General features: G+C 63.6%; 13 protein-coding genes. 7 read left to right on the plus strand and 6 right to left on the minus strand.

The genetic code is table 11. The annotated features are described in order from the left end of the window. Positions 1-92 precede the first annotated feature (92 nt). From CGK93_RS07885 to CGK93_RS07895, 3 genes are all read right to left on the minus strand, one after another. Positions 93-965 carry an NAD-dependent epimerase/dehydratase family protein gene (locus CGK93_RS07885; RefSeq protein ID WP_089594348.1) on the minus strand — a complete coding sequence of 291 codons (873 nt, stop codon included), beginning with the start codon at positions 963-965 and terminating at the stop codon, positions 93-95. Positions 966-1,417: 452 nt separating this feature from the next. After that, positions 1,418-3,448 (minus strand): DUF222 domain-containing protein, encoded by a 2,031-nt coding sequence (locus tag CGK93_RS07890; protein ID WP_089594349.1) that lies wholly within the window; start codon positions 3,446-3,448, stop codon positions 1,418-1,420. Between the two features lie 79 nt (positions 3,449-3,527). Then, on the minus strand, positions 3,528-4,160 hold the full coding sequence (locus CGK93_RS07895; RefSeq protein ID WP_089594350.1) for an SACE_7040 family transcriptional regulator: 633 nt from the start codon (positions 4,158-4,160) through the stop codon (positions 3,528-3,530). A 140-nt stretch (positions 4,161-4,300) separates the two neighbouring features. Between CGK93_RS07895 and CGK93_RS07900 the strand changes: the two genes are divergently transcribed. The 7 genes from CGK93_RS07900 (at position 4,301) to CGK93_RS07930 (ending at position 12,291) form a co-directional block, all read left to right on the plus strand. Next, positions 4,301-5,911 carry a carboxyl transferase domain-containing protein gene (locus CGK93_RS07900; protein ID WP_089594351.1) on the plus strand — a complete coding sequence of 537 codons (1,611 nt, stop codon included), beginning with the start codon at positions 4,301-4,303 and terminating at the stop codon, positions 5,909-5,911. Positions 5,912-5,913: 2 nt separating this feature from the next. Then, the gene (locus CGK93_RS07905; protein ID WP_089594352.1) at positions 5,914-8,088 is read left to right on the plus strand and encodes an ATP-binding protein; all 2,175 of its coding nucleotides are present in this window, start codon (positions 5,914-5,916) and stop codon (positions 8,086-8,088) included. Beyond that, complete coding sequence (locus CGK93_RS07910) at positions 8,085-9,248, plus strand: acyl-CoA dehydrogenase family protein (protein ID WP_089594353.1); 1,164 nt, start codon at positions 8,085-8,087, stop codon at positions 9,246-9,248. The genes CGK93_RS07905 and CGK93_RS07910 overlap by 4 nt, the downstream gene beginning before the upstream one ends. 20 nt (positions 9,249-9,268) lie before the next feature. Further along, positions 9,269-10,102 (plus strand): CoA transferase subunit A, encoded by an 834-nt coding sequence (locus tag CGK93_RS07915; RefSeq protein WP_089594354.1) that lies wholly within the window; start codon positions 9,269-9,271, stop codon positions 10,100-10,102. Beyond that, complete coding sequence (locus CGK93_RS07920; RefSeq protein WP_089594355.1) at positions 10,099-10,851, plus strand: CoA transferase subunit B; 753 nt, start codon at positions 10,099-10,101, stop codon at positions 10,849-10,851. The genes CGK93_RS07915 and CGK93_RS07920 overlap by 4 nt, the downstream gene beginning before the upstream one ends. After that, a complete protein-coding gene (locus CGK93_RS07925; protein ID WP_089594356.1) occupies positions 10,848-11,333 on the plus strand; it encodes a MaoC family dehydratase in 486 nt (161 codons plus the stop codon). Before CGK93_RS07920 ends, CGK93_RS07925 begins: the two co-directional genes overlap by 4 nt. 79 nt (positions 11,334-11,412) lie before the next feature. Further along, positions 11,413-12,291, plus strand: coding sequence for an HpcH/HpaI aldolase/citrate lyase family protein (locus CGK93_RS07930; protein ID WP_089594357.1), 879 nt, complete (start codon positions 11,413-11,415; stop codon positions 12,289-12,291). Between the two features lie 73 nt (positions 12,292-12,364). On the opposite strand, the gene CGK93_RS07935 is transcribed toward CGK93_RS07930, so the two are convergent. The 3 genes from CGK93_RS07935 to CGK93_RS07945 are packed head-to-tail and all read right to left on the minus strand — an operon-like array spanning position 12,365 to position 15,384. Continuing rightward, positions 12,365-13,468: a Gfo/Idh/MocA family protein gene (locus tag CGK93_RS07935; protein ID WP_089594358.1), complete on the minus strand. Its 1,104-nt coding sequence runs from the start codon at positions 13,466-13,468 to the stop codon at positions 12,365-12,367. Further along, the gene (locus CGK93_RS07940) at positions 13,453-14,154 is read right to left on the minus strand and encodes a ThuA domain-containing protein (RefSeq protein ID WP_089594359.1); all 702 of its coding nucleotides are present in this window, start codon (positions 14,152-14,154) and stop codon (positions 13,453-13,455) included. Before CGK93_RS07940 ends, CGK93_RS07935 begins: the two co-directional genes overlap by 16 nt. A gap of 9 nt (positions 14,155-14,163) precedes the next feature. Further along, positions 14,164-15,384 carry a Gfo/Idh/MocA family protein gene (locus tag CGK93_RS07945; protein ID WP_089594360.1) on the minus strand — a complete coding sequence of 407 codons (1,221 nt, stop codon included), beginning with the start codon at positions 15,382-15,384 and terminating at the stop codon, positions 14,164-14,166. Positions 15,385-15,414: the final 30 nt, after the last annotated feature.

Consider the following 15,414-nt stretch of genomic DNA (forward strand, 5'->3'; position numbering starts at 1 on the left):
AGTGCTTGCAGGAAACTGCGGTTAAGGGGTGGGCCGCCGCGCGTCAGCGGGCAGGTGGTTTCAATCCTCGGTTTGGGTCAGTCCTGGGTTGGTCAGTCTTCGGTGGGCGTCGTCCGGTTGGAGTGGACATTGCGCCAACTGTGTTCCGGCTCAAAACCCAGGAGCCTGCGCGCTTTGTCGATGGACAGCATGGTTTCGTGCTCGTCCAGTTCCTTGAGGACCTCGACGCCGGGGAAGACTTCCGCGGCCAAATCGGCGCTGCTTCGGCTCATCACGGTGTCAGCGGCGGCGATGATGAAGGTCTCAAAGCCCGGCACGCCATGTTCCAGGGCTCTGACCACTGCCAGTGCACCGTCGCGGGCGTCGATGTAGCCCCACAGGTTCCATTTCCGAAGGTTTGCGTCAGAGTCGAAGGACGGGAAGGCGTCGTAGTCCTCGGGGTCCATGACGTTGGAGAAACGCAGCGCCGTGATGCTCAGTTCCGGATCCCATCGCGTGAGCTGGATGGCCATCTGCTCCTCGAGATGCTTGACCAGCGAGTAGGTGCTTTCCGGCCGGGCCGCGTACTCCTCATCCACGGGAATGTAGGGAGGAACGATGTCGAAGGGGAGTCCCAGTACCGTCTCGCTGGAGGCATAGACCACCTTCTTGATGCCGGCCCGCCGGGCAGCCTGGAACACGTTGTAGGTGGACACCATATTGTTCTCGAAAATTGCGGCGTCGGGGGCAAGGCCTGGTGCGGGGATGGCGGCCAGGTGAACAATAGCGTCCAAGCCGTGGTGCTGGTCATCCAAGCCCAGAATGACATCCAGCACCTGCCCGTAATTGCGGAGATCGACGCTGACGTAGCCCTTGCCACGGATGCCGGCACGGTCAATGTTGAGCACCTGGTGGCCATCCTGCGTGAGCCGTCGGACTACGCTCCTACCCAGTTTTCCGCTTCCGCCCGTGACGGCAATCCTCATGGTGTGCTCCTCGATAGTGGCTGGTCCCTGACCCTGTCGCCTTGTTGATTCAGCTGCTTTGCAGAGTCAGCAAGGTTCGAGTTTCAGCCTAGGCGGCGAGGAGGCAGAAAACAGCCTCCCAGGCTGGCCCTGGGAGTCCTAGGAAGACACGAACGACCCAAGGGCATACGAGGATAACCAAACAGGTTGCCGCTCGCTCGGGTTGCCCGCTCGCTCGGCAGTTTTTGCCGGGCAGCTTCTTTTGCCCTGGCACTACTCCGGCCTACGCAGCACAGGGCCGGACGCGCCCAGCATCAGGCCGGGTTATACGTGGGGTCCGTCCTTCGCCATGACGGGGTGCCGCCGAGCATCGGGCCTGCCCACACACCGTTATTCGGACAGTCCCATTCGGACACTCTTGGGCGCCGCCCGGCGCCGTATTTGGGCGTGTTGATGTTCTGCCAACGCTTTTCCTATGTTCTCTGTGGTGTGTGGTGGTGGTTGCGTCGGGGTGTTTGGTGTGGGTCGATGTGGGGTGGGGGGATGAACCAGGGGACGCCGGTTTTCATGTCGATGCGCCATTGTTCTTTGTGGATGAGGTGGTGGTGGTGGCTGCAGAGCAGGGTGCCGTTGTCTGTTGAGGTGGTGCCGCCGTGGGACCAGTAGGTGGTGTGGTGTGCTTCGCACCAGGGTGCGGGCATGGTGCAGTCGGGGAAGGCGCAGCCGCCGTCGCGGGCGGTGATGGCTTTGCGGATGTGGGGTGGGAAGGTCCGGGTGGTGCGGCCGATGTCCAGGACGCGGGAGTCGCTGCCGAGCAGGACGGGGATGATCTCGGCGTCGCAGGCGATTTTGCGGATGGTGTTCGGGTGCATCGGTCCGCTGAACGTTGCCGTGCCTGTCCCAGCCCCAGCCCCAGCCCCTATCCCAGTCCCTGTCCCTGTCCCTGTCTCTGTTCTGGTGCTGGGCTGGTTCGGGCCTATGAACGTCGCGGTGCCGGTGTTGTGGTGTTGGTGGTTGTGGACTTGTTCGAGGAGTTCTTGGTAGCCGATGGTGACGGTGAGTTGGGCTGGGAGGCCGCCGTTGGAGGGTAGTTTTTCTGTGCGCATGGCGAGGCTGCAGGCGCTGGTGAGGCCGTTGAGGAGTTTCTGTGGTCGGGTGCGTCGGTCCAGGTCCGGGCCGGCGGGGCCCGTCTGATCGGCATCGGCATCGGCTGCGGTATCGGCGTCGGTTCCGGTGGTGGTGAGGCGTGGGTTGGTGGCGACGTTCATGGCGGTGGTGAGGATTTCGTATTGTTCGTCGGTGGCGAAGATTTCGAGGTGGTGGAGGCCGTGGCGGCGTCGGCGGCGGAGGAACACGCCTTGGAGTTGGCGGAGGATTTCTTCGGTGGGTTCGGGGCCGTCGTGGTCGATGACGTCGATCCAGCGTTTGGCCATTTTGGTGACGAAGTCCGGGTCGGTTTCGACCGCGGTGGTGGTGAGGGCGTGTTCCATCCGGGTGAGGGTGTCCTCGTCGGTGAGGTGCCGGACTTTGTCCAGGGCGGCGATGATGATCGACGCCGAGCGGGAAGGCACCAGCGCGGAACCAACCGCTTGGGCGAGTATTTCGCGGCGGGCCGGGATCTCCTGCCCGGCGATCCCTGTCTGGGGGAGGACGTCCGGGGCGAGAGCGAGCCTGCGCTTGGCCTCGCCGATGCCGATCCGCAACCGTGCCCGCAGGAACTGCGCCGCGTTCCAGTATCCGTCATCCAGGACACTGGCCGCTCCCGGAACCGTTGCCCCCGGAGCCGTTTCGCCCGTGGCTTGCTCCGTCCAGCCGGTCCGCCATTCCGGCGCTGCTGCCGAGGACCCCGGACCGGCCGTTAGTGCTTCGGTCCGGGTCCGTTCCACAGCTCGGGCCGCGACCACCTGCAAGTACTCCACCGACCGGGCGATCTCCTCGACCTTGCCGGCAAAATCAGCCGCCTCACCAAACCTCAGCAGAGAGGCCTCGTTGGCAGCGGACACGCGTGCGGAGTCCAGAAGTGCCGCGCTGTCGTCAAGGAGCGCCGTCAGGTCCGGTCCGGCAGCCGTCAGGTCCGGTCCGGCAGCCGTCCGGTCCGGCTCGTCAGTCGTCCGGTCCGGCCCGGCAGCCGTCAGGTCCCGCCTGCCAGCTGCCTTGGGATCTGGACGCTGAGTGTCGAAACGTTGGACTGGCTGAGCAGACTTTGAGCCATGGCCGGTCTGGGGATTCCGCTGTGGTTCAGGGGCCGATCCTGTACTTTGGGCCGAATCGTCGGCCAGCGCGGGGCCGGTGTCCGATGAAGCCGGAGCCGACTTGGGCTTACTGTTGAGCAGCCCAGCGTCGTGGAAGTGGCCGACCCAGGTGACGGTCGCCGTCGAATCCCTGAACCCGGCCTTTACCAAGTCCGGCATACTCAAGAAACGTCGTGCCCGGACAGCGGTGAGGGCAGCCACAGCAGGGGACCATTCCGCCCTCAGTGCTGTCGACTGCCCTGTTTCTTCCATAAAAACAGCATGTCAGAGGGGTCTGACATTTTTAGCTGACAAAGGAAGTCGGCCCCAGCCGCCCAAGAAAATAAGACAGTTATGCCGAAGTGAGGGCAGCCAAGGCCATCTGTTCCAGGATGGGCCTGGCTGACTTTGCGGCAATTTTCCTGCCGTGGTGGCGCACCGAGTGGGGTGTGGAGTTGATCAAACCAAAGGCCGCATGCGCCCGGACGCGGAGGCCGGGGACATCGGCGTCGGTATGAATGCGGGCAAGGACGTCCACCCACGTTTCAACGTAGCTCCGCTGGAGGGACCTGACTTCTGCCTGGTCGGCGTCGCTGAGACTTCCAAAGTCCCGGTCTTGGACGCGGATGACGTCGGGATTGCTGAGCGCGAAGTCAACCTGGAACTGGATCAGGCCGTTCAGGGCGGTCAGGGGATCGTCCGACTCTGACACCACCCGCGATCCACCATCCAGCAAGTCCCGGCTGACGCTGAGGAGAAGTTCGCCGAGGACCGCTTGCTTGCCGGGAAAATGTCGGTAGACGGCGGGCCCACTGACGCCCGCTGCGGCGCCGAGGTCCTCAAGCGATACGCGGGTAAAGCCGTTCTCCGCAAAAAGTCCCGCGGCAGCGGACAACAACGCCAATCGTCGGACTTCCTTGGCCTGCCCCCGTTGCGTGGCGGCGGCTCGGGTGCCGTTGTTGCTTGCTTCCGGACCTCCGGTCACTTTTCCTCCTTGGCGCCAGGGCGGACCCGATACTCGCGGGATCGACTGTGCTGGACATCACAGTTAATAAAGACTAACCTAAATTTCAGTTACGCGGCACTAACCGAAATGGCCTGTGGCCAGGAATGGAACAGGGGTCAATGGAGACAATTGCCAGCCTGATAGGAACCGCCGGCGGTACCTTTGAAGCCAACCGGGAGGCGCAACTGGCCCTGGTGGCAGAGCTGAAGGAACGCCTGGCGACTGCGGCTCTCGGCGGCCCGGCCACGTCGCGTGAGCGGCACATCGCCCGCGGAAAACTTCTCCCGCGGGAACGCATCGACTACCTGCTGGATGACGGCAGCCCGTTCCTTGAGATTGCACCTTTGGCTGCCAATGGCATGTACAACGACGATTCCCCGGGCGCCGGGGTCATTGCCGGCATCGGCCTGGTCCATGGCCGCCATGTCCTGGTGATCTCCAATGACGCCACCGTCAAGGGCGGCACCTACTATCCCATGACCGTGAAGAAGCACCTCCGGGCCCAGGAAATCGCTTTGGAGAACAAGCTTCCTTGCATCTACCTCGTGGATTCAGGCGGAGCATTCCTGCCGAAACAGGACGAGGTCTTCCCCGACAAGGAGCACTTCGGCCGGATCTTCTACAACCAGGCCAAAATGTCGGCGGCCAAGATCCCCCAGATTGCATCGGTCATGGGGTCGTGCACGGCCGGCGGTGCCTACGTACCCGCCATGAGCGACGAGACGGTCATCGTCCGGAACCAGGGCACCATCTTCCTGGGTGGCCCGCCCCTGGTTAAGGCAGCGATTGGCGAGATCGTCACTGCCGAGGAACTGGGCGGCGGGGACGTCCATTCAAGGATTTCCGGGGTCACCGACCACCTGGCCGAGAACGACCAGCACGCCCTGGAGATCGTTCGGGACATCGTGGCCACGTTACCGAAGCCGGCACAGCCGGCATGGGACATGTCCGACGTCGTCCTGCCGCCCGTCGTCGATCCTTCCGGGATATACGGTGTGGTTCCCACGGACGTCAACGCCCAGTACGACGTCCGCGAAGTCATCGCGAGGCTCGTGGACGGTTCCGAATTCCACGAGTTCAAAAAGAACTACGGCACCACCCTGGTGACCGGATTCGCTCACCTCCACGGGCATCCCGTGGGCATCGTGGCCAACAATGGCGTCCTCTTCAGCGAATCCTCACTCAAAGGCGCCCATTTCATCGAGCTCTGCGATCAGCGCGGCATTCCCCTGATCTTCCTGCAGAACCTCTCCGGCTTCATGGTGGGCAAGGACTACGAGCAAGGCGGCATCGCCAAGAACGGCGCCAAAATGGTCACCGCAGTGGCTACGGCCCGCGTGCCCAAGCTGACGGTGGTCATCGGTGGTTCCTTCGGCGCGGGCAACTATTCCATGTGCGGCCGCGCGTATTCGCCGCGGTTCCTCTGGATGTGGCCGGCCGCGAGGATCTCCGTGATGGGCGGAAATCAGGCCTCCAGCGTCCTGGCAACGGTCAAACGGGATCAGTACGAGGCCTCCGGGCAGGAATGGTCTGCTGAGGATGAGGAAGCCTTTAAAGCCCCCATCAAGCAGCAATACGAAGAACAAGGAAGCCCCTATTACTCCACCGCAAGGCTGTGGGACGACGGCATCATCGACCCCGCTGACACGCGGCGCGTCCTGGGGATGGCCCTGGACGTTGTCTCCCGCCAACAACTGCCCGAGACCTCCTTCGGTCTCTTCAGGATGTGACCATGACCCTCCCAACAACAACCACAGCGCCACCCACCCCGGCCGTCGCTGCCCGGACCTTCAGCGCCGTCCTCGTCGCCAACCGCGGAGAGATCGCCTGCCGCGTCATCCGGACACTGAAGGAGATGGGCATACGTTCCGTGGCTGTGTACTCGGACGCGGACAAAGATGCCAGGCATGTGGCCCTCGCCGATACCGCCGTCGCCATCGGTGGCACGGCACCAGCCGAAAGCTACTTGAAGATCGACGCCGTCATCGACGCGTGCCGCCGCACCGGAGCTGAAGCGGTCCATCCGGGCTACGGGTTCTTGTCGGAGAATGTTGAGTTCGCCAAGGCGCTTGACGCCGCAGGAATCACCTTCATTGGGCCGGGAATCAACGCCATCGACGTCATGGGCGACAAAATCCGTTCCAAGAACCACGTCATGACCTACGGCGTCCCCTGCGTTCCCGGCATTGCACAACCTGGACTTAGCGACCAGGAACTGATCGACGCTGCGGCGGCGGTAGGTTTTCCCCTGCTGATCAAACCGTCCGCGGGTGGTGGCGGCAAAGGCATGCACGTGGTGGAACGGGCTGAGGACATGGCGTCCACGCTCGTCACAGCGAGGCGCGTGGCAGCATCCGCTTTTGGCGACGACACCCTCTTCCTGGAACGGCTCATCAGCACGCCCCGGCACATCGAGGTCCAGGTGCTGGCGGACAACCACGGCAATGTGATCCATCTCGGCGAGCGCGAGTGCTCACTCCAGCGACGCCACCAGAAGGTCATCGAAGAAGCGCCGTCGGCCCTCTTTGAGTCACTGCCCGACGGCGCGGAGCAGCGGGCCCGCATTGGCGAGGCGGCCTGCAACGCGGCCCGTTCGGTGAACTACAGCGGTGCCGGCACCGTCGAATTCCTGGTGTCCGACGAACACCCCGACGAGTTCTTCTTCATGGAGATGAACACCCGCCTGCAGGTGGAGCATCCTGTCACTGAGATGGTCACCGGCATCGACCTCGTTGAATGGCAGGTGAGGATCGCCGCCGGTGAGGTGCTCACCGTGGCGCAGTCCGACGTCGTGCTTCGAGGCCACGCCGTGGAGGCGCGTGTTTACGCCGAGGTGCCGGAGCGGAACTTCATGCCATCGATGGGGCGGATCGTGGCGCTCGCAGAGCACGGTCCCTCGGATGCAACCGTTTCGGGCCATCAAACGGTGCAGGCAAACGTTCGGATTGATTCCGCCATGCGCCACAACCTGGAGATCACAGGGGACTACGATCCCATGCTGGCCAAGGTCATCGCCTGGGGTGAGGACAGGACGGCGGCGCTGGATACCCTTGATGCTGCGCTGGGCCGTTACACGCTGCTTGGGGTGGATACCAACGTGGAGTATCTGCGGTTGCTGATCAACGATTCCGAGGTCCGCGCCGGGCAGTTGGATACCGGATTGATCGAGCGCAAACTTCCGTCGATGTCCTTCCGGCACGCCGGTTCCGACGAACTGATTGCTGCTGCGCTCACGCTGTGGCTGGAGCGCACGGGATCGGCCCCGGCGGGAGACGCCTGGGCATCGCCGGACTCCTGGCGTGTTGGTGCCCGGGGCGCCTGGACGGCCACTCTGGGGATTCCCGGAGGCAACGTCGCCACGGTGTCCGTCACCGAAGAGGACGGTACTGTCATGGCAAGCATCGACGGTGGGCAGCCGGTCAACGTCCGGGTAGCGGACCGCAGCGTGGACGGGATTGTCCTGGAGTTCGACGGCGGCCTTGTCACCTACGCGGTTGGCGTGGACCCACGCGGGCAGAACGGTGTCAGCGAACAGGGCAGTGTCCGCGACATCCACATCGGCACCGATGGCTGGTCCTGCAGGCTCGAGGTCCTGAACCGCGCCGAGCGGCTGCGGCGGATGCTTGCAGGGATCCAGCGCGACGAAGGGGCAGCGGACCCGGAAGTGCGCTCGCCGATGCCCGGAACGGTGGTGTCGGTGTCGGTTTCCGATGGCGAGACGGTGGAGGAGGGCCGGGTGCTCTTGGCCGTCGAGGCCATGAAGATGGAGCATCACCTGGTGGCATCCGTTGCTGGAACCGTCCACCTCACCAGCAAACCCGGCGACCTGGTCAAGGCCGACCAGGTGCTCGCCACCATTCACGTAGACGCAGAGACCACAAACACAGACGAGGAAATCCAGCCATGAGCACGTTTGAACTCAATGAGGAGTACCAGGACCTCAGCGACTCCGTCCGCGAGTTCGCCGACGAGGTTGTCGCTCCAGTGTCCGCCAAGCATGACGAAGAGCACAGCTTCCCCTACGAGGTTGTGAAGCAGATGGGGGAGATGGGCTTGTTCGGTCTGCCCTTCCCCGAGGAGTTCGGCGGAATGGGCGGCGACTACTTCGCCCTGGCACTGGCATTGGAGCAGCTGGGGCGGGTGGACCAGTCGGTGGCCATCACCTTGGAAGCCGGTGTCTCGCTGGGTGCCATGCCGGTGTACCGATTCGGAACGGACGCGCAGAAAGAAGAATGGCTGCCGCAGCTGGCGTCGGGACGTTCCTTGGCCGGGTTCGGCCTGACCGAGCGCGAAGCAGGGTCGGATGCCGGCGGCACCAAAACCAACGCCCACCTGGAAAACGGCGAGTGGGTTATCAACGGCAACAAGGAGTTCATCACCAACTCCGGTACGGACATCACCACCCTGGTGACGGTCACGGCAGTCACGGGCCAGAAGCAGAATGCGGACGGCAGCACCAAGAAGGAGATCTCCACCATCCTGGTGCCGACGGACACGCCCGGGTTCAGGGCGGAAAAGCCGTACAACAAGGTGGGCTGGAACGCTTCCGATACCCACCCGCTCACTCTGGACAATGTCCACGTTCCCGAAGCGAACCTGCTGGGGGAGCGTGGCCGGGGCTACGCCAACTTCCTGTCCATCCTTGACGAGGGCCGTATCGCCATCGCCGCACTGGCCACCGGTGCAGCCCAGGGTTGCGTGGACCTCTCCGTGAAGTATGCCAAGGAACGCAGCGCCTTCGGGCAGAACATCGGCAAGTACCAGGCCATCCAGTTCAAGATCGCCCGGATGCAGGCACGGGCCCACACCGCACGCCTTGCCTACTACGATGCCGCCTCCCGGATGCTGGCGGGGAAGCCGTTCAAGACCGAAGCGGCCATCGCTAAGATGGTCGCAGGCGAGGCAGCCATGGACAACGCGCGGGACGCCACCCAGGTGTTCGGCGGCTATGGTTTCATCAACGAATTCACGGTGGCACGCCACTACCGCGATTCCAAGATCCTTGAAATCGGGGAAGGCACCACCGAGGTCCAGTTGATGCTGATCGCCCGCGAGCTGGGTCTGTAACCGTACGGGAAGGATCAAGGATGATTGACAAGGTTGTTGCCAGCGCCGCGGAAGCGGTGAAGGACATCCCGGACGGCGCCTCTTTGGCTGTGGGAGGGTTTGGGCTCTGCGGTATTCCCGTCTCCCTGATCGAGGCCCTGCACAGCCAAGGCACCACTGATCTTGAGACTGTCAGCAACAACTGCGGCGTGGACGACTGGGGCCTGGGCATTCTCCTGAAGGACGGTCGCATCCGCCGCACCATCAGCTCGTACGTGGGGGAGAACAAGGAATTTGCCCGCCAATACCTGGCGGGGGAGCTGGAAGTCGTCCTCACCCCGCAGGGAACTTTGGCGGAGAAGCTCCGCGCGGGTGGCGCCGGCATACCGGCCTTCTACACCAAGGCCGGTGTGGGAACCCAGGTGTCGGAGGGTGGGCTTCCGCAAAAGTACGACGCCGAAGGGAACGTTGCGCTGGCCTCGTCGCCGAAGGAGGTCCGCACCTTCAACGACGCCGATTACGTCCTGGAGGAGTCTTTGACGCCGGATTTCGGTTTGGTTCACGCGTGGAAGGGTGACCGGCACGGCAACCTGGTGTTCCATGCAACGGCCATGAATTTCAACCCGCTCTGTGCCATGGCGGCAAAGACCACCATTGCCGAAGTGGAGGAGCTGGTGGAACCCGGCGAGCTTGACCCTGAGCACATTCATACGCCGGGAATTTTCGTCCAACGGGTGGTGCAGGCGACCTCCAGCGAGAAGCGGATAGAAAAGCGGACTGTGGCGCTGACCCCCGGTTCGGGCACAGACCAAGCGGGCTCAGACCAAGCGGGCATTGGACAGGCGGGCGCAAGCCAGACAGGAACGGAACGATGACCGACAACACGTTCCACGACATCCCGCCCCGCCCGGAAGCCGTCCGACACGAGTACCGTCGCGCCGACGTCGAACCTCACGAGGCCAAAGGCTGGACCCGCAACGAACTGGCCGCCCGGGTAGCCAAGGAGCTCACCAACGGCCAGTACGTGAACCTGGGAATTGGGATGCCCACCCTGATCCCCAATTACATCCCTGATGGTGTGGAGGTCATCCTTCACTCCGAAAATGGGATCCTGGGTGTCGGTCCTTACCCTGCAGAGGACAAGATTGATCCGGACCTCATCAACGCCGGCAAGGAAACCGTCACCACGAATGCGGGGGCCGCGTTCTTCGATTCGGCGGCGTCCTTCGGCATGATCCGCGGCGGGCACGTGGACGTCGCGGTGCTCGGTGCCATGGAGGTGGCTGCCAACGGGGACCTCGCAAACTGGATGATTCCCGGCAAGATGGTCAAGGGGATGGGCGGCGCCATGGACCTGGTGTTCGGTGCCAAGAAGGTCATCGTCATGATGGAACACGTGGACCGCAGCGGCCGACCCAAGATTGTTCAGGACTGCACGCTGCCCTTGACGGGTCAAGGGTGCGTAGACCGGATCATCACCGACCTCGCCGTCATCGACGTCGTCAAGGACCAAGGGGACCCGCGGCTGGTCCTTCGCGAGCTGGCCCCCAACGTCACACTTGAGGACGTCCTGGCAGCAACCGGAGCCGACCTTTTCGAGGAAGACCAGGAGCTCACCGTATGACGCGGGTTGTTGAGCAGCGGGGGTTGTACTTCGACGAACTCGAAGAGGGCGTGACCTACGCCCATAAGCCCGGGCGGACCGTGACAGAAGCGGACAACGTTCTTTTCACCACCATGACCATGAATACCCAGGCGCTCCACTTGGACGCGGCATGGAGTTCCACCCAGCCCTTCGGGCAGCGGCTTATGAACTCCATGTTCACCTTGTCCACCATGGTGGGGCAGTCGGTCACCCAGCTGACCCAGGGCACCATCATCGCGCAACTGGGGCTGACCGATGTCACCTTTCCGCACCCGCTGTATCACGGCGATACCTTGTACACGGAAACGGTGATCACGGAAAAGAGGTTGTCGTCCTCCCGACCCGGTCAAGGCGTGGTGACCATGCAGCACACCGGCCGCAACCAGGATGGGGCGGTGGTGGCGCTGGCCACCCGAACCTGCCTGATGTGGACCAAGGAAGCGCACACAGCGCAGTCTTAGCACCCAGCGCAGCCTTAGAACACAGCGCAGTCTTAGCACCGCCCCAGTCCCTTGCCAGAACTACAAGCTAGGAATCCGCATGCCCTCTCCCGACCCGTCGTCTCCCTCAGCGGTTCTGCCGTTCACCATGGGTCCGGCCCTCCTGTTCTGTCCAGCCGACCGGCCGGAGCGTTTCAGGAAGGCAGCCGACCGATCCGATGCCGTGATCCTGGACCTCGAAGATGCAGTGGCCCCGGCGGACAAGCCCCGGGCCCGCGAAGCGGTTCTTGAGCAGTTGGGTGCCGGCGAGCTGGATCCGGGCAGCACTATTGTCCGGGTGAACCCTGTGGGGACTCCTGAGTTCGAGCTCGATCTCCAGACGCTGGCGAAGACGCCCTACCGGACCGTCATGCTGGCCAAGGCGGAAAGTGCCGGGCAACTGAAGTCCCTGGCCGGCTACCAGGTCATTGCGCTCTGCGAGACAGCAGCGGGCATCGTCAACGCCTTCTCCATTGCGGCCGAGCCGAACGCCGTGGGACTGATGTGGGGTGCTGAGGATTTGTTGGCTTCCCTGGGCGGGCTCTCCAGCAGGAACGACGACGGCGGGTACCGGGCTGTCGCGCTGCACTCACGGTCCGCGGTACTGCTTGCCGCAAAGGCTGCGGGCAAGGAAGCCATCGACTCCGTGTATGTGGACATCCCGGATCTGGAAGGATTGTCGGCGGAATCCCACGACGCCGTAGCCAGTGGATTCGGTGCCAAGGCCTGCATCCACCCCAACCAGGTGGCCGTAGTGCGGGAGGCCTACGCTCCCTCCGCGGAAGTGGTGGCCGAAGCCACCGAGCTCTTGGCTGCAGCGGAAGCGGCAGGCACGGGGGTGTTCCAGTTCAAGGGCAAGATGATCGACGGGCCCATCCTCAAGCACGCCCAAGCGACACTCCGCCGGGCAGGGCACCGCTTCCAAGGCACAGGCACCTAGCGAGGTGGCAGTTAATGCCCATGTTTCCGCACAACATGGGCATTAACTGGAGTTTCGGCGGGCGGTCAGAGCGCTAGGCGCGTACCGCCGTCGTCAGTTCCGTCAGTTCAACAGCGGCGGGCCGTGCTGCCTTGCTCTTGATGGTTACCGCCTTCCCGCTTTTGGCGGACTCGAGCACCGATTCCATGACCTCCAGCGCGTGGAAGGCCAGGTGTCCGCCCGCGCGTGGTTCCTGGCCCGCAGGGGTCGCTGCGAGATCGGCGATGCCGAAGCCGCGGCCCGAGTCCACGTAGCCGGCCGAAACGGGGAGCGTCTCCCATTCCCCTGCGCCCAGCGCGAAAAGCTGCACATCGCCGTCGAAGTGGTTGGGGTCCGGGACGATCAACGAGCCCCTTTCCCCGTGGATCTCGATGTTGGGGCTCTTGGTCTTGACGGCGTCGAAGCTCATGAACAGGGTGGACAAAGCACCGGACGCGTGGACCAGGACGCCGGTGACGTGCGAGTCAATGTCCACTGGCACCGACTCTCCCTGTCGGGGGCCCGAACCGATGGTGCGTTCGGTCCGGGTATGGCTGGCAGCCCCCACCACAGACACCACGGGACCCAACAGCGTGACCAGGGCCGAGACGTAGTACGGTCCCATGTCCAGCAGGGGACCACCGCCGGGCTGGTAATAGAAGTCGGGGTTGGGATGCCAGCGCTCGTGGCCGGGAGTTGCCATGGTGGCCGTGGCGGAAACGGGCGCTCCGATCAGGCCGTCATCGATTGCCTTGCGGGCGGTCTGGATTCCTGTACCCAACACAGTGTCAGGGGCGCAGCCGACAGCAACTCCAGCCGCTGCGGCTGCATCCAGCACCTGCTGGGCTTCCGCCGTGGTGGCAGCCAGCGGCTTCTCGCCGTACACGGACTTGCCAGCGGCGATAGCCCTCAGCGCGATGTCGGCGTGGGCCGCAGGGATGGTCAGGTTCAGGACCAGATCCACGTCATCGGCGGCCAGGAGTCCGTCCACGGTCAGGGCCCGAACGCCGTCGTAGGAGTCGGCAACCGCCTGCGCCCGCGCCGGATCAAGATCAGCAACGGCCACCAGATTGATGGAATCGAGCCGGCGGAAGGTGGTCAGGTACTGGGCGATGATGGCGCCACAGCCAATCACTCCAACGTTCAGCGGCTTGCCCACAGCATGCCCCTTTCAATGATGGTTCGGACGTTGCTGTCCTGGAGGATTTCCACGCGGTGGCCGGGGGTGCAGACGAAGATCCTGCCTTCGCCCCACTGACGTGTCCAGATGGCAGGCGAGGTGACCTCACGATTCCAGGGATCCCATTCCCGCACTTTTTGTGTGGTGGTGGCCAGGACGTCGATGTAGTCATCGGACAGGACCCAGTACTGCTCCGTGACGAGGTCGAAGTCGCTGATTCCCTGCGTAATGGGGTGGTCGGCGGCGGCGGGCAGCATGTTCACGGTGTAAGGGACGTAGTTGTCCGACTGCTCGCCGATCCGCTGGTCCGCGTGCTTGCCGGGGTGGCAGGCAAACTGGCCGCCGATCAGGTGCAGGTAGTCCGAGTTGTTGCGATAGGAGTCGGCGATGCCCCCGTGCCAGCCAGCCAGGCCTGTGCCGTTTTCGACCGCAGCGCGGAGACCCTCGAATTCGTGTTTCTCGATGGTCGTCATGGTCATGCATTGCACTATCAGGTCCACGCCCGCCATGTACTCGGAGTCGGCATAGATCTTGGGGGATTCTTCCACCCGCACGTCGTAGCCATTGTCCCTGAGGAAGGGAATGAACAGTTCGGTGGCTTCCACCGGTTGGTGGCCGTCCCAACCGCCTCGAACCGCCAACGCTGTTTTGTTCTCGCTTGTCATGTTTTCCTTTCAGACTTTCTGCCAGCGGCTTGAGTCATCCGCGCTCGCCTCGACGGCGGCCAGAACCTTTTGGACCTGCAAAGCGTCAGCGAACGACGGCGACGGCTGCTCGCCTGCGCCGATGGCAGTCACGAGGTCCACCACCTGATGCGTGAAGCCGTGTTCGTACCCCAGCCCGTGGCCGGTGGGCCACCAGTTGCCGACGTAGGGGTGGGAAGGTTCGGTGACCATGATTTTTCGGAAGCCCGCGTCAGGTTCCAAGGCGGCATCGTAAAACTGCAGGGAGTTCATGTCCTCGAAATCGAAGGCCAGCGACCCCTTAGTGCCGTTCAGTTCCAGGCGCATGGCGTTCTTGCGGCCCAAGGCAAACCGGGTAGCTTCGAAGATGCCGATGGGGCCGGAAGCGCCGTTGACGCGTGAGCCTGCGTCAGCGCCGTCGTCGTTGTTGGCCTCAAAACGGGCGGTAAACAGCGCCGCGTCGTCCACCGTTACTGGCCCTCGAGGACCATCTGCGCCGCCGTGGCCACCAAGCCCCACAAGGTCTCCGCCCACCGGGCGTTCCTTGACGAATGTCTCCAGCAAGGCCGAGACGCCGCTGATGTTCAGGCCGGTGATCCATTGCGCGGCGTCGATGCTGTGCGCGCCGATATCGCCCAGTGATCCGGAACCGGACTTGGACTTGTCCATCCGCCAGGTCAGTGGCGCATCGTCGTCGCTGAGCCAGTCCTGCAGATACTGTGCGCGGACGTGCCGGATGGTGCCCAGCCGGCCGTCGGCCACCATCCGCTTGGCCAGTGCCAACGCCGGTGTGCGGCGGTAGCTGAAGCCGCACATGGAGAACACTCCGCGTTCGGCTGCCGCTTGGGCCACTGCCGTCATTTTCTCCGCTTCCTCCACGGAATTGGCCAGCGGTTTTTCGCAGAGGACATGCTTTCCCGCATCGAGAGCGGCGATGGCGATCTCCGCGTGCGTGTTGCCCGGCGTACAGATATCGATGAGGTCGATGTCTTCGCGCTCTATCAGACGACGCCAGTCAGTTTCGGCTGAGTCCCAACCGAATTTGCTGGCTGCTGCCCGGACACCGGCGTCGTTGCGGCCGGCCACGGCAGTCAATTCAGGCCTCAGCGGCAGGTCGAAGAAGCGCGGCGCTGTCCGCCAGGCGTGGGAGTGGGCGGCTCCCATGAATGAGTAGCCCACCATGCCTACGCGCAAGGGTTGTGGCTGTGTCATGCGTGGTTCCTTTCTACTGGCAACAGCCAG

This window comes from Arthrobacter sp. YN (assembly GCF_002224285.1).
Taxonomy (GTDB): domain Bacteria; phylum Actinomycetota; class Actinomycetes; order Actinomycetales; family Micrococcaceae; genus Arthrobacter.